Source organism: Pseudodesulfovibrio tunisiensis (assembly GCF_022809775.1).
GTDB lineage: Bacteria > Desulfobacterota > Desulfovibrionia > Desulfovibrionales > Desulfovibrionaceae > Pseudodesulfovibrio > Pseudodesulfovibrio tunisiensis.
In genome coordinates, this window is record NZ_CP094380.1 from 3,578,857 (window position 1) to 3,598,564 (window position 19,708).

A 19,708-nucleotide genomic window follows, 5' to 3' on the forward strand; every position below is an offset into this window, starting at 1 on the left:
GTGTTTTGCAGGGAACCTCAGCCTGTGATTGCAGAAGACCAGAAAAACTGTCATGAGTACAGATACAGTTTTTTGAAAAAAAGAGCACAACAGATCAGCGAGACAATATGCAATCCCATGGAAAGGAACAGGGCGAGTATCTGTACCAGGCCGTTGAACGGCATGTTCTGGACATGATCGAATCCGGGAGTCTGGGGCTTGGGGATCGGCTGCCCTCCCTGCGCATTCTGAGCTCCAAGACCGGATTGAGCCTGTCCACGGTGAATCAGGCGTATCTGGAACTGGAGCGCAAGGGGGTTATCGAGTCCCGTCCGAGATCCGGGTTTTTCGTGAGTCGGAAATCCCGTCGTCTGCCGCGCACCGAAGGACCGCCGCCCGGCAATCAGGGCGGACCTCGGCCAGTGACGCGCTCCGGGCTGATTCGCACAGTTCTGGAATGTCTGGGCAGGCCGGACGCCGTGCCGCTGGGCGTGATAGCCCCGGATGCCGATCTGCTGCCGCTCAGGGACGTGACGAAAATCACCACGGCGATCTTGCGCGACCACACCCGGGAGGCATTGGACTATGCGCCCGTGTCCGGTGTGCCTGCACTGCGCACGCAGGTGGCGCTTCGGTGCATGGAGCATTCCATGAGCGTGATCCCGGAGGATACCCTGATCACGGCGGGGTGTCTGGAGGCCCTGTACATTTCGCTCAGATCGGTCTGCCGCACCGGGGACACCGTGCTCATTCAGTCCCCCACCTACTACTGCTTTCTCCAGTTGCTGGAAAATCTCGGGCTCAGGGCGGTCGAGGTCCCGTCCCATCCCGACCGGGGCGTGTCTCCGGCGGACATTGCCCGGGCCCTCAAGACCTTTGATATCGCCGCGTGTGTTCTTGCGCCCAACTACAACAACCCCGATGCCAGCCTGACCCCGGACAGTGCCAAGCGGGAGATCGTGGGCCTGCTGGCCCGGCGGGACATTCCCCTCATCGAGGACGATGTGGTCACGGACCTGCATTTCGGTTCACGGCGGCCCGGCACCTACAAGCAGTTCGACAGGGACGGGCGCGTGCTGCTCTGTTCCTCGTTTTCCAAGACCATTTCCGGCGGGTTTCGCGTGGGCTGGCTTCTGCCCGGACGGTATCGGGAAAAGGCGTGGGAAATAAAGGCCACCACCAACGTGCATTCTTCGGTTCTTCCGCAGATGGCCGTGGCCGAATACCTGCGTCAGGGGCGCATGGAGCGGCATCTGCGCAAGCTGCGGGCCACGGTGGAGCAGCAGATGGACACCATGCATCTGCATCTGACCCGCTATTTCCCCAGGGGAACACGTGTCACGCACCCGGAGGGCGGACTGGTGCTCTGGTTGGAACTGCCGGAAAAGGTCAATGCCGTGGACCTCTTCTTCGAGGCCCGGGATGCTTCCATAGGCATAGCACCGGGCGCGATCTTTTCCACGCAGGACAAGTTCAGCAACTACATCCGGCTGAGTTGCGGCACGATCTGGAGCGAGCAGATACGACAGGGACTGGAAACCCTCGGCAACATGGCCCGACGCATGGCCGATTGATCCGGCCTGGTCCTGCTTGCCTCCCGTTGCCTGATTGGCCGGCTGCCGCCGGAATTTCGCTTTACCTCGGCATGGGCTCCGCGTACTCTCCCCGGCCATGCAGAAAGAATCCCTGTCTTCGGAAAGTCCTGTTGCCGGAGTGATGGCGGGACTGGGCGCTTTTGCGGCCTGGGGCCTGCTGCCTGTCTACTGGAAGGCCCTTCAGGGCGTTTTTCCTGTGGAAATCCTGTGTCATCGCATTGTCTGGTCTCTGGTCTTCGTGGCGGGCATCCTCACGTTTCAGGGGCGGTGGCGCGAGGCTCTGGCCCCGTTTCGTTCCGGGCGCGACGTGTTTCTGCTTCTGTGCAGCAGTCTGCTCATCGGCGGCAACTGGCTGCTCTACATCTGGGCCGTGACCGCGAACCGGGTGGTGGAGACCAGTCTGGGCTATTACATCAACCCGCTGGTTTCCGTGCTGCTGGGGTTCGTGTTTCTGCGCGAGCGGATGCGGCCGCTGCAATACGTGGCCATTGCTCTGGCCACTGCCGGAGTGGCGAATTCCATGCTCGGCTACGGCCAACTGCCGTGGGTCGCCCTGTCTCTGGCCGTGTCCTTCGGCCTGTACGGGCTGATCCGCAAGATCGCAGCCGTGGCATCCATGCCCGGCCTGTTTCTGGAAACCCTGCTGCTGAGTCCGTTGGCCGCGGCATATCTCGTCTATGTGTACTGGAGCGGGGACATGGCATTTCTGCACGTTTCCCGCACAACGGACGCCCTGCTCATCGGAGCCGGGGCTGTCACGTCCCTGCCTCTGCTCGGATTCGCGTTTTCCGCGCGGTGCATCAGGCTGTCCACGCTGGGCATTCTGCAATATCTCGGCCCGAGTCTTGCCTTCATCCTCGGCGTTTTCGTATACAAGGAACCGTTCACGTCCGGCCATCTCGTGACATTCGTCTGCATCTGGGCCGGACTGGCCGTGTTCTCCGGGGAAACCCTCTGGAACTACAGACAGCCCCGACTGCCGGGTGCAAGGAAGTCGTGATCGCATGGAACCGAAGCTCATCGTGCATGGTGGAGCCTGGGATATTCCCGACGAGTTCGTCGAGGATCACCTGCGGGGCGTCGAGCATGCCGTGGCCGAGACCTTTCCCCTGCTGCAACAGGGATGCAGTGCTCTGGACGCCGTGGAAAAGGCGGTCAACCTGCTTGAGGAAGACCCCACGTTCGATGCCGGGCGCGGATCGTTTCTCAATGCCGAGGGCGACATCGAACTGGATGCCTTGATCATGGACGGCGCGACACTCGATTTCGGGGCGGTGTGCGCGGTGCGCAACCTGCTGCATCCGGTTTCCCTGGCGCGTCGGGCCATGCACGGCGACGGGTTCCGTTTTCTGGCCGGACAGGGAGCCATGCAGTTTGCCCGGGAATGCGGATTTCAGGAACTCGACCCTTGCGAGCTGCTTACGGAACGGGAACTGGCGCTGTATCGACGCCTCAGGGATGACAGGGACTTTCAGCCCATCAAGGCGTTCAGCGGGCCGTCTGATACCGTGGGGGCCGTGGCTCTGGATCATGACGGCAATCTGGCCTGTGCCACGTCCACGGGTGGTACTCCGCGCAAGCACCCGGGCCGGGTGGGCGATTCCCCGATCGTGGGAGCCGGAGGCTATGCGGACAACGAGTTCGGCGCGGCCTCGGCCACCGGGTACGGCGAATCCATTCTTCGTGTACTGCTCTGCCGGACCGCATGCGACAACCTGAACGGTGCCTCGGCCATGGATGCGGCTGGGCTGGCCGTGAACAGGCTTCTGGATCGTGGAAAGGGGTATGGCGGCGTGATCGTGATTTCGCGGGACGGCGAATACGGATACGCTCACAACACTCCGCGCATGGCGTTCTGCCATGCCGACGAAAACGGCGTTCCCCGGCCGTTCATCCGTATCAACTGATTCTCGAACAATCCGTTGCTGCCGTCATCCGGAGGGAATGATTCCGGATCGTGGCCGAAATTTCGGCATGCACGGAAGGCTCGGGTGGCAAGCCGGGCGAATTGATCGGCATTGTGTTTATCATGTGAATCCCTTTTGGGAACTGACATGAAAAGGTATGGCACGATTCAAATTTCGCTACCAATACCCCGCGCTCAAGACTGCGTGCATCTACGCTGCTTTCGGCGGTGCATGGATTCTGCTGTCCGATCACGTTCTCGGTTTGCTGGTCAGAAACATCGACCTCTATGCACGGATTCAGACCTGGAAGGGGTGGCTGTACATCCTGATAACCGCGGGGCTGATTTTTCATCTGACCGCCAGATATCTCAAGCGTGTGGAAAAGGTTGCCCGGGAGCTGGACATCAGCCGGGAGCGTCTGACCATGACCCTGACCGGAGCCGGAGTCGGCACCTGGGATTGGAACGTGGTTTCGGGCGAGGTGGATTTCAGCGACGATCTCGTGACCATGATCGGGTACATGCCGGATCGGTTCCCGCCGTTTTTCGAGAGTTGGGAGGCCCTGCTTCATCCGGATGACAAGGCTCGGGTGCTCAAGCTGCTTCAGGAGCATCTGGATGGGCATTCCGAAAGCTACGAATGCGAGTACAGGCTGCTCAACGCGGATGGCGGATGGACATGGGTTCTGGCCAAGGGGCGGGTCTGCATGCGGGATGATCTGGGCAGACCGCTTCGCGTGGTGGGCATTCACATCGACCAGTCCGAGCGGAAAAAGGCCGAGGAGGAATTGATCATTGCCCGGGAGGCTGCCTTGGCTGCCAATAGGGCCAAGAGTCTGTTTCTTGCCAACATGAGTCATGAAATCCGAACACCGCTCAATGCCGTGCTGGGCATGCTGCAATTGCTCGAATATTCCGGTCTGGAGGAGGAACAGAGCGAATATGCGGCCAGCGCCGTGGCTTCGGGCCGGGCCTTGCTTGCCGCGCTGGAAAACGTGCTCAACCTGACTCATGCCGACCCTCGACGCGATCAAACGTGTCACGAACATTTTGTCCCGGCGGAACTGGCTGAATGGGCCATGCGGATTTTTCGGCCCACGCTGAAGCAGTGCGGTGCCGAGCTGCACGTTTCCATTGCCCGGGGAACTCCTTCGCTGCTGTGTGGCGATGCCGACAAGCTGCGGCAGATTCTGTTCAACCTGCTTTCCAATGCCTTGAAGTTTTCCCGTCAGGACGTCGATCTGGAAATGCTGGCCGTGACCGACTCCCGGGTGGAGCGCGGTGCAGTCTTTGTCCTTCGCATCGCGGACAGGGGAAAGGGCATGAATGTGGAACAGCTTGCCGATCTCTTCCGGTTCGAGACGACGAACGGACTCCCGTACTCGGGCGATTATCTGCACAAGGGACTTGGCCTGCGTGTGGTCCGTGATCTGGTGTTTTTGCTGGGCGGCGAACTGTGCCTGAGCAGCGAACCGGACAAGGGAACCGAAGCGCTTCTGTCCATTCCTGTGTCGCTTCCCCTGCCGGAACAGGTGAGTTCGGGAACGCAGACGGGGGCACAGGTTTGCCATCGGGTTCTGCTGGTCGAGGACGAGGCCGTGAACCGGCTTGCCGCACGCCGGTTTCTGGAAATCCTCGGGCACAAGGTCGCGACAGCCTCGACAGGTCCTCAGGCATTGAAAATGGCCTCGGAGCAGGCGTTCGACTGCATTTTCATGGATATCCGCATTCCGCAGATGGATGGACTGGAAGCGGTTCGGGCAATACGGGATTTGCCCGGGCAGCGGGGCAGGGTGCCCATCATTGCCCTGACGGCCCACAGCATGCCCAACGACAGGGAGCGTTTTCTGTCTCACGGCATGGACGGCTATGTGGCCAAGCCCATGACCATGGAGGACCTCCGTCGGGAGTTGGAGCATGTGCTGGGCCCTGCTGCCGAGGATGCCGGCGAGAATGTCGAATGATCCATAAATCATGTATTGGCGACCGGTGAACTCTCTTTTTGGTGGATCGGGCGGTTTGACTCCTTTTGCCTTCCTGTTTTCTGTTCTTCATAACCATCTTGAAATAATACATGTTTTTGGACCTGGTGTCGGTGCCCGGATTTGGCATGTGCCTTGCTTTGGTTCGGGTGGGGCCGTGTGCCCGAAACCGGACGAGGCAAAGCATGAGAAACGACAGACGGAATACGCGAAGCAGAAGTGGACAGGCCGTGGTGGAAACCGCGCTGATCCTGCCGCTGTTTGTGGTGGTTCTGTTGGGGATCATGGATTTCGCCCGGCTGTACTGGACGCAGAGCGTGGTACGCGGCGCAGCCAACGAGGGCGCGCGCATGGCCATTCTGGTCGAGGCCGAGGAAAACGACATACTGGACCGGGTGATCGGGGAGATCGCTTCGGGCGGTCTGGATCAGACTCCGAACGTGAGCGTGGGTGAGCGAAATTCCGGCCAGCCCGTGTCGGTTTCCGTTTCCGTCCCCTTTGAATTCGTGGTGGTCGGTTCCATCGTGCCCGGCCTTGAAAGCGTGAATCAGGTCGCGGCGACCGCGGTCATGACCCGGGAGCGGTGAGCATGAAGCGCACGCAGGAAGGCAGACAAGGCGCGGCCGCCGTGGAATTCGCCCTGGCACTGGCCTTGGTCCTGATTCCGATCATGGCCGGGGTCTGGGACATTTCCAAGTTCATCGACATCAACCATGTCCTTGCCCGTGCCGCGCGGGAAGGCGTGATCATGGCTTCCAGAGGCCATGACCCCACCGAGGCGGTGCGGGAATGCGTCTCCCGTGCCGGACTCATGGATCAGAATCTGGATGTGGCCGTGACCACGGCCTCGAATCCCGGTCTGGGGCAGGAAGTGCAGGTCGAGCTGGCCTATGATTTTTCCGGATATACGATCTTTCCGTGGGAGGAGTTCATGCCGCAGGGAGTGACAACCGCAGCCGTGGCCAAAATGGAGTGAGGGCGTCGTGATGCGTTTTCATCATGTATTCAGGGATGAGCATGGGCTTGCCAGCGTGGTTGTGGCCCTGTCCATGACCGTGATCATGGGCATGGTGGCTCTGGCCGTGGATCTGGGACACATTCATCTCAAGCGGGCCCGGTTGCAGACCGCTGCTGATACCGCCGCGCTTGCCGGGGCCAATTCCCTGCTTGCCTATGGTCGGGATTTCACGGGACTGCGGGCCGTGATCAGGGCATATGCCGCCAGAAACATGGATGAGGCGGATCAGGTTGCGGTCGCGATACAGGATGCGGACATCGTGTTTCTCGGAAACGGAGCGCCCGATCCTGATGATCCCGATCAGGTGGAAGTGACCATTACGCTCAGCCGGGAACGGGAAAATCCCCTGGCATTGCATTTCGGCGGAGTCATTGGCGTGCCCGTGGTGGACCTTTCGGTCACGGCCCGGGCCGGGCTGGTTCCGGTGTGCGGCTCCAAGTGCGTCAAGCCGTTCGTGGTACCCACCAAGTTCGAGTGGGACGACTATGCGGACCCGGGCACCAAGGGCTACGGGAACGGGGAACTGGACGTGGAAAGTCCGGGCGAGCTCGCTTCGGTGAACGTGCTTGGCTACGATCAGGGCGACGTGGGCACGCAGATCATCATCAAGCCCGGTGATCCGCAGCTCGCCATTGCTCCGGGGCAGTACAACCTCGTGGACCTGCCGCCCGTGAACAAGGGCGATCCCGTGACCGGGGCGGATGCGGTGCGCGAGAACATCGCGGGGTGCACCGGGTCCAACGACACCTTGGTGGAACCGGGCGACGAACTGCTGCTGGAGCCGGGCAACAGCGCCGGGCCGGTCAAGCAGGGAGTGAACGATCTTCTGGGCGAGGACCCCTATGCGTATTGGGATTCGTCCAGGAATGCGGTCGAGGGCAGCGTGTACGATGATCCCATGGACAGCCCCCGGGTCGCGCTCATGGCGTTCTACGACCCTCGGCAGCCGCCGATTTCCGGCAGAAATTCGATTTATGTCTATGAGCTGGGTGCGTTCTTCATCGAGGGAGTGGACGGGCAGGGCAATGTCTCGGCCCGATTCATCAATGCCGTGGCCGTGGACCCGGACCCCTCGGGAAACGATGACTGCATTCTGCGCATGAGCCGTCTGCTCATGGATTCCAGCCGCAGTTGATTCCGCGGATGCCTGCATGCATGATGAAAAAACGCCGCGTCCCGAATGGGGGCGCGGCGTTTCGATTGGTTCGACTTGTCTGGCTATTGGGCCTTCTGCACGTCGGCAGCGACCTTCATGGAGACGATCCTGTCCGGATTCTTGACCATGCCGTTGGCCCATTTGTCGCCCTTGGTGATCATGTCCACGTATTCCATGCCCTTGGTCACCTTGCCCCAGACCGTATAGTTGCGATCCAGGCTCGGCACGGTTTCGAAACAGATGAAGAACTGGCTGTCCGCGCTGTTCGGGCTTGAGGCGCGGGCCATGCTCACGGTGCCGCGCACATGAGGCTCGCTGTTGAATTCCGCGGGAATGTTCTGGCCGGAACCGCCTCTGCCCGTGCCCGTGGGGTCGCCGGTCTGGGCCATGAAGCCGTCGATCACGCGGTGGAATACCACGCCGTCGTAAAATCCCGTGCGGACCAGTTCCTTGATCCGTTTGCAGTGGGCCGGGGCCAGGTCGGGCCGCATTTCGATTTCCACCCTGCCGAATTCCAGATCCATGTACAGGGTGTTTTCCGGGGCCGAGGCCAGACAGGGCGTTGTCAGGGCGAGCAGGGTCGCGAAAGCGGTGAGCAGAAGGGTGATTCTTTTCATTGAGCTGTCCGTGTTGCGGTTGTCGCGGGTTCCGGCGTCGGAAGCTGGATATTGTTCCGAACGACCCGGTCCAGCAGGTTCAGGTGGATCGGCAGGCATTTGGTCAGACAGAATCTGTTCAGCACCGTACGCCGGGCGTTTTCGCGCAGGGGGCCCGTGTCCGGGCCGCGTTCCAGCGCATCCACCACCGAGGCCGCGATCTTTTCCGAATCCCGGAAATCCGTCAACAGTCCGTTTCGCTCATGGGCAATGACTTCGCGTACGGGTGAAGTGTCCGAGGCCACGCACAGGCAGCCGCAGCTCATGGCTTCAAGCAGCGACCAGGACAGCACGAACGGCCATGTCAGGTAGACATGGGCATTGGAGGCCCGGAGTACCTGCCGGTATTTTCCGTAGGGCAGGGGGCCGGTGAAATGCACCCGGGATTCGTCAAGCTCGACCTCGCTGGTCAGGGCCTCCCGGTAGGTTCGGCCGTCCTTGCGCGGCTGGCTGTAGCAGATGCGGTCCTCGCCCACGATGAGCACGTGGCAGCCGGGCCGGGCTTCCAGTATGGCGGGCAGGGCCCTGTAGAACTGGGGAAATCCGCGGTACGGTTCCATGCCCCGGGAGCAGTAGGTGACCAGCTCGGTGGCTTTGGTCAGGTCCACGCCGTCCAGAGTCAGTGCCGAAGGTGGAAGCGGACTGTGATCGGCGGGCGAGAAATAGCGCGTGTTGATGCCGTCGTGCACCCGAACGATCTTGTCCCGGAATTCCCGGGGGAACCGGGAGCGCTGCCATTGGGTGGGGGATATGCCGACGTCGCAGGCCACGAGGTCGTGCAGGATGGCGCTGTTGCGCATGCGCAACAGCGCCTTTTCCGTGACGGAACGTTCCCGTCCGTCAAAGGTGATTTCCTCGCTTCGTGCATCATAATACCATTCGAAATAGCCCACGAACGGCGTGTCCGGAAACACGTCCTTCACGAACAGGGTCTGGCCCCAGCCCGAGTGTCCGAGCACGACGTCGGGCACGAACCCCTGTTTCCTGAGCTCGTGACAGAGCCGGGCAAGGGAGGCACCGTGCCGAACCGCAGTGTCCAGAGACGTGGCAAACGGGTGGGTTTCTCTGGTGGTTTCCCCGACCTCGGAGAAAATGGCCTTGCGCACGCCGGGAATCTCCCATTCGGGACGGGGATTCTTGGTGGCGAAGACCACCTGGTTGCCCGGGGAACGGCCGAGATATTCCGCGACATGACGAAATTGTGCCGGGAAATTGTTGTGCGTGATCAGGATTCGCATGGATGCCTGCCTGGTTGTGCTGGTGAACGAATCAGGGCGTGCCGAGGCCTGAATGTCTCGGCACGGAAAACGACGGGAGGAGCCGGGGTGGGGAGTCGGAACATTGTTGCGTCAGTTGTTCGCGCCGTCCTTGAGACATCGGCGAATGTATTCCTGAAGCTCTTCTCTTTCCAGAGGTTTTGCCAGAAACAGAGTCGCTCCGAGGCGGAGCAGGTTGGATATTTCACTGAGACCGACCACTGCGGACATGATGATGATCGGAAAGTTCATGAAGCGCTGGTCGCCGCGCAGGGTCTGGATGAGCTGCCTGCCGTCCATTTCGGGCATCATGATGTCCGTGATGAGCAGGTCGAATTCATTGCTTGCGTTCAGGGTTTCGTAAGCGTGTTTGCCATGCGGACTGACAAAGGCGGTATGGCCCATTTCCTCGACGATTTTGGCCGCGAGTTTCTGGGAGATGCGGTCGTCTTCGGCTATGAGAATCTTGGCCATGATGGATGTCTCCCGACGCAGGACATTGACGTTTTGCCGTCGGGAACGTCCGGACGGCTTTCGGGTGGATACTGTCCCGAATGTAGCATGATGCGGGCAAAAGTAAAGTCCCTGGGCGTCGGGAGGCGTGGAAAAGGCCGGGGCTGGCCGGGATGGGAATGCAGCCGGAATCGGCCGGCCCGGGCTGTCCCGGGCCGGGGGCCGCATTTGGGCGGATTACTTCTTTTCGATTTTCATGGAGTCTTCAAAGGAACAGGTCATGCAAAAGGAATTGCCGCCCGCCTGAACAGTGAATTCATTGCCCGGAAACAGAGTCGCAGCCGGGGCGAAGTCATCATTGATCATGACGTTCTTGGCTTCGCCGTTGGATTCGAATCGAATGGTCGTGCCATCGTTTAGGGTGACCATTTCCCCATGGTGCACGTCGACGGGAAGGTCGGCTTCGTTGTAGTTTGGCATACCTCTTCTCCTTGACTGATATAGGGTTTGCGTAAGCAATAGCACACGATTTGGCGTTTGTCCGCTTTTTGTCGTATTCCTACCCGATAAGTGGGATGATGCATTGCTCTGTGGGCAAAGCACTCGTAATGATGTAGTCTCGAAAAAACAGGATTCTCCATGCGGGAGTGGACGTGAGCACCATTTTCATTGCCGAAAGCGACATCGACATACTGCGGCTTGTGCGCGATCTGCTGGAGCGTTCGGGACATGCGGTCGTGGAAGCGGCGGACCTTGAGCAGGCCGTGGCGGTTCTGGAACGCGTGGACCCGGATCTGGTCTTCTGCGCCGTCGATCTCATGGGAGGAGAACGGCGCGGACTCATGGAGGAGATGTCGCGTTTCGGTCGCGAGGCCCCTGTCATTCTTGTTTCCGACCGTCTGGAACCCGATCCGCCCGCGCTGACCATGTCTCTCGGAGCCTTTGCCTACATTGGCAAGCCCGTGGGACGTTCCCGGCTGGAATATCTGACCCGGCACGGCCTTGCCGAACGGAAGCGCAGGCAGCGGGAAAAACGCCTTGCCGGCAACATGACCCGGATGCACAGCCTTCTGGAGGCGCTGGTGGAGGGCGGGAACGAAGCCGTTTTCGTGCTGGGCCCTGCCGGACGCATCACCCATGTGGGCGGCACCGGAGCCGCCTATCTTGGCCGGACCGTCGAGGAACTGCTGGGAAACGATTTTCTGAGTGTTCTTCCCAAGGCCTCGGTGCATCTGTACCAGAGGCTGCTGGACCGGGCTCGTCGCCGGGGCACGCCCGGACATGTGGAGGAGTACCGGGGCAATGCGGTCTACGATGCCATGCTGCGTCCCGTGGCCGACAAGGGGGAGCTTCTCGGATTCGTGGTGGTGGCGCGGGACGTGACCGCGCGATATCAGTCCGAGCAGGGACTTGCGGAAAGCGAAAAGCGCTACCGGAGCGTGTACGAGGCCGCACGTGACGCCATCATCATGATCGACAAGCAGACTGGAGCCATTCTCGATTTCAACACGGCTGCCAAGCACATGTATGGATACGAGGCCGAGGAACTGGCCCGGCTCGAGTACATGGACCTCTCTGCCGATCCGGAACGATCCATGGGCCTGATCCGTTCCGGGCTGGAACGCCTGCCTCTGCGGCATCACCGCAAAAAGGACGGCACGGTCTTTCCGGTGGAGATCACCACCAGTCATTTCGTGCATCAGGACCGGGAAGTCTGCACGGTCTACATTCAGGACATCTCGCATCGAAAGATCGCGGAAGAGGCGTTGCGCGAGGGCGCACGGCTTTACCGCGCCGTGGTCGAGGACCAGACCGAGCTCATCACCCGGTTTCAGCCGGATGGAGTGCTCACGTTCGTGAATCCGGCCTGTGCGCGATTTCTGAACAGGGATGAGGATGATCTCGTGGGCCAGAACTTTCTTCCCTGGGTACCGGAAAAGGAACGGGCCGTCCTGCTGGACTGGATGCACAACGTGTCTCCCGAAAACGACGTGTGCGAGCTGGAGCAGCCTCTGCAGCATTGGGACGGCGAATGGCGCTGGTTCAACTGGACCAATCGCGCCATTTACGACCATCGGGGCAACCTGACCGAGATTCAGGCCGTGGGCCGGGACATTACGGACCGGAGAAAGGCGGAGCACGCTCTGGAACGGGCCAATCTGGAAAAGGAACGGTACCGTCTGAATCTGGAAGCCACGTTTCGAAGCATTCCGGACGCCATCATTGCGGTGGACAGTCGGATGCGGGTCATTGCCACGAACAGTGCGGCCGCCGTTCTGTGCGCGGCCCGGGCCGAGGAGGCACAGGGCAAGCCTCTGCGCGACCTTGTGCCGCCCACAGCCGGGGAATGGCTCGGGGTGCTCGATCAGGTCGTGCGGACCGGCAAGGCCGTGCGCGGCTACGAAACACAGGTGGACCTGCCGAATCTGGGCGAGCGCATGGTGGAAATCCATTGTTCTCCACTCATTGACGAGGAGACGCACCATGTCGGCGCCGTGCTCGTGGTACGCGACGTGTCCCGCATTGCCGATCTGGAGAAACGGCTTCAGGAGCGGCTGGGATTCCGGGGCATAGTGGGGCGCAGTTCCCGGATGCAGGAAATCTATCGTCTGCTGGAGCAGCTTTCCCAGCTCGACTCCACGGTTCTGATTCTTGGTGAATCCGGTACGGGCAAGGAACTTGTGGCCGAGGCCCTGCATTATGGCGGTGCGCGCGCCGGAGGACCACTTGTCAAGGTCAACTGTTCGGCGCTGACCGAAAGCCTGCTGGAGAGCGAGTTGTTCGGACACGTGCGCGGCGCGTTCACTGGCGCGGTCAAGGACAAGGTGGGCCGCATTCAGGCCGCGCAGGGCGGCACCCTGTTTCTGGACGAGATCGGCGACATTGCACCGCTCATCCAGCTCAAGCTGCTTCGATTTCTGGAACAGAAGGAATACGAACGCGTCGGGGAGTCCGCGACACGCTCCGCGGACGTGCGCATTCTGGCCGCCACCAATGCGGACCTGATGGAAAAGGTCCGGCAGGGCATATTCCGCGAGGACCTGTTCTATCGTCTCAACGTCATGCCGATCAATTTGCCGCCGCTCAGGGAGCGGCAGGCCGACATCCCCCTGCTGGTCGAACACTTTCTCGAAGTGTTCGGGGACCAGTTCAACAAGACCTTCACCGGGCTGTCGCCGGAGGTACTGGACCTGATCATGAAGTACGACTGGCCCGGCAACATCCGCGAGTTGAAGCATCTGCTGGAACATGCGTGCATTCTGTCCCCCAGCGGGAAAATCGGGCTTTCCGCCATCCGCGGGGACCTCGTGGACCATATGCGACGTCTTGCCGGGCAGTCTCATGCCAGCGATGTGCACGAAGCGCCCCTGTCATCCTTCAGGCGCGACACCGGACCGGAAGCCGTGGCCGAGGCCATGCTCAAGGCAGGAGGCAACAAGGTCAGAGCCGCTCGCATTCTGGGGGTTCATCGTGCTACCTTGTACCGGAAATTGCGCGCCTACGGTCTGGATTACTGACCGAATTCTGCCTGCCCTTTCGATTTATAATCGTTCTAATGGCTTGTGATAATGCAACTTTGCCGTGGAGTTGTTATCTATTCCCTATGAGATCACAGGGAATGGAGCCGTGGCGGCATTTTTTGCGGAGGAAGCTGCCGCGGGGGAGGGGCGGTATGGTGAAAAACATTGATCCCGGCATGTTCGATCTTGAGTTGCGGACTCAGGATCGTCCCATGCTTGTCGCCTTTCTCAAGCGCAACGACAGGTATCGCATGCAGGAGCAGGCGCTTGACGATGTGGCCCGTCGGTATTCCGGCAGGGTCCGCTGCTTCCTGTTCGATGCGGATTTTCTGGAAGCGGCCATGAAGCGGTTCATGGTTCGCGGAACTCCCACGTTTCTGCTGTTCGAGCAGGGCAGGGAGACCGGAAGAATCATCGGTGAGACCGACAGCGATGGTCTGGATGAACTGCTCCATTCCGTCTTGCGGAGCGAACCGCCAGCCGCCTGAATTCCACGGGAACATGGTTCTGCCCACATGAAAAACCGGCATTTTGCCATGGCTGATTTCCCACCTGACCGGTCTTGAAAAATCCCTGCTTGGCCCGAAGATCGTTTTTGTTGTACCATTGTCCTGAAATCATGCGGAAACTCTCCAGCGGGAGCTGTGACCATGTGGGCAAGGATACAGGAAATGGCCATTCGGGGGGCTGCCCCGGAACCTTTGGAGCCGGGGAGCGAGATCAACGGCGCGCGTGTGCGTCGTCGCATTCCTTCCATCATGGGCTTTCGCCGCTATGAGGCGGTACGGGATTATGAACCGCTTGAAATTCGGCAGTTTCTGGACGTGGATACCACGGCGTTTCTCTCCTGGCAGAACGCGGCCCGGTTTGCCGGTCTGCCGCATGACTGCCGTTTTCTCTGGCCTGTGGAGGAATGGGAGCAGGGACTGATATTGCCGGCACCCAAACGTCCTGTTCTGGCTGATCTTCTGGATGATTCCGAATTTGGCATCGAGCAGGGGCTTTCCCTGTGCGCACGGCTCGTTGCTTCGCTGGCCGATCTGCACGAAGCGGGTATCGCGCATCTGGCTCTGCATCCCGGGAATCTGCTCGTGGCACCGGCAAACGGACCTTTGTGGATACGGGAGTTCGGCCTTGCCCACAGGCGGGGGTGGAATGATTTCTGGGGCGGAAGCGCTCCGTCTCCGGCCGATGTGCGGTATGCGGCCCCGGAACAGTTGCGCGGCAGGCATGGAGCGCGGGTTTCGGACATCTTTTCCCTTGGCGTGCTGGCGTTTCGCATTCTTGCCAATCGGCTGCCCTTTGCCTTTCATCACCGTCTGTTCGACGGCTGGCCCATGTTTCTGTTCAAGCCCTCCCTGCTGCGGGACGATGTTCCCCGGGACGTGGTTGAAGTGGTACGAGCCTGTCTGGAGTTCGATCCTCGCGGGCGTCCCCGCATGGTGGATATCGTGGCTGCCTTTGCACCGTATCTGCCCGGAGAAGCGGGCCCGGACGCCTGTTCCGTTGATCTGCCGCCCCCTGCGTCGTCCGCTTCCCGGAGCAGGGTCATGGCCTTTGTACAGCCGGACGAGCGTGCCCCTCTGATTTTCGAAACGGCCCTGAATCTTGCTGCGCAGGAAGAGGTCGCCGTGCTGTTCGTGAGTCTGGTTCCGGTGCAGTTGCCGACCGGGGAGCTGGAGCGGTTCAAGGCTGCGCTTTTTGCCACGCTTGCGCCCGGGTTGCAGCTGTGCCGGGAGCAGGAACTGCTTTGGGGGTTGCGCGTGCTGGAAAACGTGGACCCCGGGCGGGCGGCTCCGGCATTGATCTGTCAGTACGGCCCGGACATTGTGCTGGCCGGGAGGTCGGAACGCTCCGGCATCAAGTCCAGACTCGCGCCCGGCGTGGTGCGGTGTCTGGAGAAGTGTGGCGCGAACCTCAGGCTCGTGGCCTGATCAGGCGTTGCCACACACCGCGCGGGCGTGGAATCGGCACGTCCGGTCCTGCCACCACACGAATCCCAGTTCCGCATCCGCGTACCATGCTGCGGTGAACGCCTTGGTATCGCAACTCCAGAGTCGGGCCTTGGCCGGATCGAACACGGATTCCATGCAGAATTCCCCGGGTTCGGTGCGACCCGTAAAGAGCGTGGCGAGTTCGTCCACGGTGGGCAGCCGCCAATCCGAACGATTGGCGTATTTCTGCCGGTTCAGCCTTTCACAGTGCGCTTCGGCCCGTTCCCAGCTCAGGGGATGGCGCGATCCGTGCTTTTCCCAGATCAGGCCGGAAATCGCATCGGTCACGGTACCGTCTCCATTGTCGGTGAACGCGTGGCGCGGATACTGTTTCGGCCGCCACAATGCATCCAGCCCGAAAGTCTGGCGTGCCGATCCAAGCGGAGCCTTGATCGGCGTGCTGCGGGGCGCTGTTGCGGGCCGTGCGGCAGGTTCGTCAAGCTGGTCCAGCCCGGAACAGGTCGCGTCCCGGTGCTTGGCCCAGAGCGAGGCCATCCTGTCCAGTTCCCGGATCATGGTCATGGCGTCGGGAAAACGGCGTTCCGGCTCCGGGGCCAGAGCCGAGGTGAAAAAGTCATCCCACTCGCAGCCGAGGTCGGGATGCCGTGTGCAGATGGACGGACGATCCGCTTCCCGGGGTTCCGGCAGCCGTCCCGTGAGCATGCGGTACAGGGCAACGCCCACGGAGTAGAGGTCGGAGCGTGCATCCGCAGCCTCGGGATCGGTTTCCTGTTCCGGGGCCGTGTAGTAGGGCGATCCCACCACCATGCCCTTGTGGCGCGTCATGCGTTCGCCCCGGAGCTTGGACAGCCCGAAGTCGATGAGCTTGACCTGCCCCATGCCGGATTCGTCGCCGGCAAGCATGACGTTGAAGGGCTTCACGTCCCGGTGCACGATGTCTTCATAATGCAGTCTGTCCAGCCCCGCGAGCATCTGACGGGCCGCATGCACCGAAAACTCCACGCCCAATCTGCGGGATTCCTGTTCCACTTCGTAGGTCTCGCCCATGAGCACGCCGAGGTTGCCGCAGAAGTATTCCATGGTGAAATGCGGTTCGATGTCATCGCTTCCGTCGTGAACGTCCAGAATGCCCGCCACGTTGGGGTGTTCGATGCGCGACATGGTCACGGCCTCGCGCAGGAACAGGTCGCGTATTGCGTCCATGCCCATGATGTCGGCCATGATTTCCGCGGGGCGGCATACCTTGAGCGCCACCATGCGTCCTGTCACGGGCATGGCCGCCTTGTACACGACCCCCATGCCGCCCCTGCCGAGCAGTCCCTTGATGGCATATCGTCCGATTTTCATGCTCCGAATCTAGCCCGGCGGCACGAGTCGCGTCCACTCCGAAACGCCGGAAACCGGTCTTTTTCCCCTTCACTTTGAAAAAACGACAACGGGAGAACGATATTCGCACGTTTTTTCGCCCAACATGCAGGTTTTCCGTGATCAATTCGGCTTCTTCGGATTTTTTGATTGACTTGTTCGGAATTTTCTATCATCACGATGGGCGCTGATGCTGGCGGGGTCTATGGGGGACCTTCCGCAATTATCTGTATTTTCTGGGTGAATGTCGTTTTCGACCGAAAGGGGTTTCGGTCGGGATTGATGTCACAAATTCATTTTGGAGAGGTTGTTCATGAGAAAGCTGTTCACGCTGCTGTTGACCTGCGCCGCCGTGGGCCTGTTTCTGGCCGCCCCCGCCTTGGCTGCGGATTCTTCCAAGGGGGCGGCAAACGCCGAACTGTTCGGAGTTCTGACCCTGATTCCGCCTGTTCTGGCCATCGTTCTCGCCTTCATTACCAAAAACGTGGTGCTGTCCCTGTTTCTTGGCGTGTTTTCCGGCTGCTTCATGCTGGACCTCAAGGGCTGGGATATCTATTCCGCAGTAATCGACGGGTTTCTGCGTCTTTCCGGCGAGGTGCTGGCTTCTCTGGCCGATAGCTGGAACGCAGGCATCGTGCTTCAGTGCCTGGCCATTGGTGGCCTGATCGCGCTGGTTTCCAAGATGGGCGGTGCCAGAGCCATTGCCGACGCATTGGCCAAGCACGCCAAGACCCCGCGCAGTTCCCAGTTCGTGACCTGGGTCATGGGGCTGTTCATCTTTTTCGATGACTACGCCAACTCCCTGACCGTGGGCCCGATCATGCGTCCGGTTACCGACCGCATGAAGATTTCCCGCGAAAAGCTGGCCTTCATCATCGACGCCACAGCCGCTCCCATTGCAGGCATTGCCCTGATTTCCACCTGGGTTGCTTACGAGGTCGGTCTGATCCGCGACGGCTACCAGATGATCGGGATCAAGGCCAACGCCTATGGCATATTCGTGGAAACCATTCCGTTCCGCTTCTACAACATTTTCATTCTGGCCTTTGTTGTGTTCACCATCCTGTTTCTGCGCGAGTTCGGCCCCATGCGGCAGGCCGAGGTCCGCGCACGCACCGAGGGCAAGCTCGTGGCTGACGGCTCCACGCCCATGGCCTCGGAGGAGGCTTCCGGCCTCGAGCCCGAATCCCATGTGGTGCCCAGCATCTGGAGCGCCATCATTCCCATCGGCACCTTGATCGTGACGGCCTTTCTCGGCTTCTACTTCAATGGCTACCATGCGATTGAAGATCAGGCCCTGCTGGACCTGATCCACTCCTCGCCCATGAGCTTCACGGCCATGCGCGAATGCTTCGGCGCGTCCGACGCTTCCGTGGTTCTGTTCCAGGCCGCTCTGGTGGCCAGCCTCGTGGCGATCTTCATGGCCATCTTCAAGAAGGTCATGCCCATCAAGGACGCCATCGAAACCTGGGTCACGGGCGTGAAGTCCATGAACATCACCGCCGTCATTCTGCTGCTGGCCTGGTCCCTGTCCGGCATCATCAAGGAGCTGGGCACTGCGGCCTATCTGGTCAACGTGCTGTCCGACGCGCTGCCGCCGTTCCTGCTGCCCACCATCATCTTCATTCTGGGCTCCATCATCTCGTTTGCGACCGGCACGTCCTACGGCACCATGGGCATTCTCATGCCTCTGGCCATTCCCCTGTCCTTTGCTCTGCAGGCCGATCCGAACTACGTCCTGCTGAACGTGGGCGCGGTGCTCACCGGTGCCATCTTCGGCGACCACTGCTCTCCGATTTCGGATACCACCATCCTGTCTTCGATGGGGTCGGCATGCGATCACATCGACCACGTCAGGACGCAGCTCTTCTACGCCATCGGCGTGGCGGGCGTGGCCATCATCTTCGGTTACATTCCGGCAGGATTGGGAATGCCTGCCTACGTCACCCTGCCTGTGGGCCTCGTTGCCACCGCGGCTCTGGTCCGGTTCGTGGGCAAGCCGCTTCCCAAGGCTTCCTAGCCTGAACCTCTTTGCCAATAGCAAAGGCCGGGACTCCACGGAGTCCCGGCCTTTTTGTCTTTGCCTCCGGCGGCACGAGAAACTTTTGAAAAAGTTTCTCGTGACTCTTCAAAACTTTCTGGTTCTACGCCGCCTGTGAGGATGCGGGAACCAGTTTTCCCCGTTTGGCGGCGTAGTTGGTTGCGGGACAGCCGGACTTGCCCTGTCGAGGGACAGGATTCAGGGGAAATCGGTCAATGGAAAAAGAGGAAGTGTATCCTTGGGACCACCCGTTTTCGGGAAATCGAGCAGCCTGAGGAATGTCCCGGCAGGGCATTCATCAGGCTGCTCGATTTCCCGAAAACAGAATGGGGTCAAGGGGATGTCCGTCCCCTTGCAGGTCTGGGCAGCGCCCAGCCCCCCGGGAGGGTCGCCGAAGGCCTTAAAACTCCGAATTCATGGCGCGCAGCATTCGTGCGAGCTCGTCGCGTTCCGAATCCGAGAGCTTGGAGGTGATGTCCCGAGTGAGTTGCAAATGGAGTTCGTCATGCTCCCGGAACAGGTCTCGGCCGGTGTCGGTGAGTTCCACCATGATGGATCGCCGGTCGGATTCGTGCGGGCGGCGGCGAACGAGTCCGGCCTTTTCCAGCCGGTCCACCATGACCGTGAGCGAGCCCGTGGTCACGCCCATGCGCTCGGCCAGTTCCTTCATGCGCAACTGTTCGTGCGTGCCAAGGATTTCCAGCGTGTGAATCTGGGGCAGCGTGAAGCCCTGATCGCGGACCACGCAGTGTTCCCATGATGACAGCTTTTCATAGAATTCGACGATGAGTTGTGTGAGTTCGGCATTTCTTGTCATGAGGTACT

The 19,708-nt window shown here is 60.5% G+C and carries 17 protein-coding genes; 11 read left to right on the plus strand and 6 right to left on the minus strand.

The genetic code is table 11. From position 1 onward, the window contains the following. Positions 1 to 107 precede the first annotated feature (107 nt). From MPN23_RS16870 to MPN23_RS16900, 7 genes are all read left to right on the plus strand, one after another. Positions 108 to 1,553: an aminotransferase-like domain-containing protein gene (locus MPN23_RS16870; RefSeq protein ID WP_243545401.1), complete on the plus strand. Its 1,446-nt coding sequence runs from the start codon at positions 108 to 110 to the stop codon at positions 1,551 to 1,553. A gap of 97 nt (positions 1,554 to 1,650) precedes the next feature. Next, positions 1,651 to 2,574 carry an EamA family transporter RarD gene (gene rarD / locus MPN23_RS16875; RefSeq protein ID WP_243545402.1) on the plus strand — a complete coding sequence of 308 codons (924 nt, stop codon included), beginning with the start codon at positions 1,651 to 1,653 and terminating at the stop codon, positions 2,572 to 2,574. 4 nt (positions 2,575 to 2,578) lie between these two features. After that, on the plus strand, positions 2,579 to 3,481 hold the full coding sequence (locus MPN23_RS16880; protein ID WP_243545403.1) for an isoaspartyl peptidase/L-asparaginase: 903 nt from the start codon (positions 2,579 to 2,581) through the stop codon (positions 3,479 to 3,481). A 157-nt stretch (positions 3,482 to 3,638) separates the two neighbouring features. Continuing rightward, the gene (locus tag MPN23_RS16885; protein WP_243545404.1) at positions 3,639 to 5,444 is read left to right on the plus strand and encodes a PAS domain-containing hybrid sensor histidine kinase/response regulator; all 1,806 of its coding nucleotides are present in this window, start codon (positions 3,639 to 3,641) and stop codon (positions 5,442 to 5,444) included. Between the two features lie 203 nt (positions 5,445 to 5,647). Further along, positions 5,648 to 6,049 carry a TadE/TadG family type IV pilus assembly protein gene (locus tag MPN23_RS16890; protein ID WP_243545405.1) on the plus strand — a complete coding sequence of 134 codons (402 nt, stop codon included), beginning with the start codon at positions 5,648 to 5,650 and terminating at the stop codon, positions 6,047 to 6,049. Between the two features lie 2 nt (positions 6,050 to 6,051). After that, positions 6,052 to 6,438: a TadE/TadG family type IV pilus assembly protein gene (locus MPN23_RS16895; RefSeq protein WP_243545406.1), complete on the plus strand. Its 387-nt coding sequence runs from the start codon at positions 6,052 to 6,054 to the stop codon at positions 6,436 to 6,438. Between the two features lie 10 nt (positions 6,439 to 6,448). Then, entirely contained in the window at positions 6,449 to 7,615 is a 1,167-nt protein-coding gene (locus MPN23_RS16900; protein ID WP_243547414.1) for a pilus assembly protein TadG-related protein, read from the plus strand. Positions 7,616 to 7,698: 83 nt separating this feature from the next. Here the strand turns inward: MPN23_RS16900 and MPN23_RS16905 are convergent, their stop codons facing one another. From MPN23_RS16905 to MPN23_RS16920, 4 genes are all read right to left on the minus strand, one after another. Next, on the minus strand, positions 7,699 to 8,253 hold the full coding sequence (locus MPN23_RS16905; protein ID WP_243545407.1) for a peptidylprolyl isomerase: 555 nt from the start codon (positions 8,251 to 8,253) through the stop codon (positions 7,699 to 7,701). After that, complete coding sequence (locus MPN23_RS16910; RefSeq protein WP_243545408.1) at positions 8,250 to 9,530, minus strand: glycosyltransferase; 1,281 nt, start codon at positions 9,528 to 9,530, stop codon at positions 8,250 to 8,252. The genes MPN23_RS16905 and MPN23_RS16910 overlap by 4 nt, the downstream gene beginning before the upstream one ends. Before the next feature lie 111 nt (positions 9,531 to 9,641). Beyond that, positions 9,642 to 10,022: a response regulator gene (locus MPN23_RS16915; RefSeq protein ID WP_243545409.1), complete on the minus strand. Its 381-nt coding sequence runs from the start codon at positions 10,020 to 10,022 to the stop codon at positions 9,642 to 9,644. A gap of 216 nt (positions 10,023 to 10,238) precedes the next feature. Continuing rightward, entirely contained in the window at positions 10,239 to 10,481 is a 243-nt protein-coding gene (locus MPN23_RS16920; protein WP_243545410.1) for a hypothetical protein, read from the minus strand. A 173-nt stretch (positions 10,482 to 10,654) separates the two neighbouring features. Here MPN23_RS16920 and MPN23_RS16925 point away from each other — a divergent pair, with 173 nt between their 5' ends. The 3 genes from MPN23_RS16925 (at position 10,655) to MPN23_RS16935 (ending at position 15,456) form a co-directional block, all read left to right on the plus strand. Next, positions 10,655 to 13,519 (plus strand): sigma 54-interacting transcriptional regulator, encoded by a 2,865-nt coding sequence (locus MPN23_RS16925; RefSeq protein WP_243545411.1) that lies wholly within the window; start codon positions 10,655 to 10,657, stop codon positions 13,517 to 13,519. A gap of 155 nt (positions 13,520 to 13,674) precedes the next feature. Continuing rightward, the gene (locus MPN23_RS16930) at positions 13,675 to 14,010 is read left to right on the plus strand and encodes a thioredoxin family protein (RefSeq protein ID WP_243545412.1); all 336 of its coding nucleotides are present in this window, start codon (positions 13,675 to 13,677) and stop codon (positions 14,008 to 14,010) included. A gap of 162 nt (positions 14,011 to 14,172) precedes the next feature. Next, positions 14,173 to 15,456 (plus strand): protein kinase domain-containing protein, encoded by a 1,284-nt coding sequence (locus tag MPN23_RS16935; protein WP_243545413.1) that lies wholly within the window; start codon positions 14,173 to 14,175, stop codon positions 15,454 to 15,456. On the opposite strand, the gene MPN23_RS16940 is transcribed toward MPN23_RS16935, so the two are convergent. After that, the gene (locus MPN23_RS16940) at positions 15,457 to 16,824 is read right to left on the minus strand and encodes a protein kinase domain-containing protein (protein ID WP_243545414.1); all 1,368 of its coding nucleotides are present in this window, start codon (positions 16,822 to 16,824) and stop codon (positions 15,457 to 15,459) included. Positions 16,825 to 17,155: 331 nt separating this feature from the next. Between MPN23_RS16940 and MPN23_RS16945 the strand changes: the two genes are divergently transcribed. Further along, complete coding sequence (locus tag MPN23_RS16945) at positions 17,156 to 18,862, plus strand: Na+/H+ antiporter NhaC family protein (RefSeq protein ID WP_243545415.1); 1,707 nt, start codon at positions 17,156 to 17,158, stop codon at positions 18,860 to 18,862. A gap of 421 nt (positions 18,863 to 19,283) precedes the next feature. Here the strand turns inward: MPN23_RS16945 and MPN23_RS16950 are convergent, their stop codons facing one another. Beyond that, complete coding sequence (locus MPN23_RS16950) at positions 19,284 to 19,700, minus strand: MarR family winged helix-turn-helix transcriptional regulator (protein WP_243545416.1); 417 nt, start codon at positions 19,698 to 19,700, stop codon at positions 19,284 to 19,286. Positions 19,701 to 19,708 lie beyond the last annotated feature (8 nt).

What these genes read in the sequence shown, in the direction of transcription:
- MPN23_RS16900 (WP_243547414.1), top strand. Translation starts at nt 6,449, where the DNA reads ATGCGTTTTCATCATGTATTCAGGGATGAGCATGGGCTTGCCAGCGTG.
- MPN23_RS16885 (WP_243545404.1), top strand. Translation starts at nt 3,639, where the DNA reads ATGGCACGATTCAAATTTCGCTACCAATACCCCGCGCTCAAGACTGCG.
- MPN23_RS16870 (WP_243545401.1), top strand. Translation starts at nt 108, where the DNA reads ATGCAATCCCATGGAAAGGAACAGGGCGAGTATCTGTACCAGGCCGTT.
- MPN23_RS16880 (WP_243545403.1), top strand. Translation starts at nt 2,579, where the DNA reads ATGGAACCGAAGCTCATCGTGCATGGTGGAGCCTGGGATATTCCCGAC.
- MPN23_RS16910 (WP_243545408.1), bottom strand. Translation starts at nt 9,530, where the DNA reads ATGCGAATCCTGATCACGCACAACAATTTCCCGGCACAATTTCGTCAT.
- MPN23_RS16945 (WP_243545415.1), top strand. Translation starts at nt 17,156, where the DNA reads ATGAGAAAGCTGTTCACGCTGCTGTTGACCTGCGCCGCCGTGGGCCTG.
- MPN23_RS16930 (WP_243545412.1), top strand. Translation starts at nt 13,675, where the DNA reads ATGGTGAAAAACATTGATCCCGGCATGTTCGATCTTGAGTTGCGGACT.
- MPN23_RS16890 (WP_243545405.1), top strand. Translation starts at nt 5,648, where the DNA reads ATGAGAAACGACAGACGGAATACGCGAAGCAGAAGTGGACAGGCCGTG.
- MPN23_RS16940 (WP_243545414.1), bottom strand. Translation starts at nt 16,824, where the DNA reads ATGAAAATCGGACGATATGCCATCAAGGGACTGCTCGGCAGGGGCGGC.
- rarD (WP_243545402.1), top strand. Translation starts at nt 1,651, where the DNA reads ATGCAGAAAGAATCCCTGTCTTCGGAAAGTCCTGTTGCCGGAGTGATG.
- MPN23_RS16920 (WP_243545410.1), bottom strand. Translation starts at nt 10,481, where the DNA reads ATGCCAAACTACAACGAAGCCGACCTTCCCGTCGACGTGCACCATGGG.
- MPN23_RS16905 (WP_243545407.1), bottom strand. Translation starts at nt 8,253, where the DNA reads ATGAAAAGAATCACCCTTCTGCTCACCGCTTTCGCGACCCTGCTCGCC.
- MPN23_RS16915 (WP_243545409.1), bottom strand. Translation starts at nt 10,022, where the DNA reads ATGGCCAAGATTCTCATAGCCGAAGACGACCGCATCTCCCAGAAACTC.
- MPN23_RS16935 (WP_243545413.1), top strand. Translation starts at nt 14,173, where the DNA reads ATGTGGGCAAGGATACAGGAAATGGCCATTCGGGGGGCTGCCCCGGAA.
- MPN23_RS16895 (WP_243545406.1), top strand. Translation starts at nt 6,052, where the DNA reads ATGAAGCGCACGCAGGAAGGCAGACAAGGCGCGGCCGCCGTGGAATTC.
- MPN23_RS16950 (WP_243545416.1), bottom strand. Translation starts at nt 19,700, where the DNA reads ATGACAAGAAATGCCGAACTCACACAACTCATCGTCGAATTCTATGAA.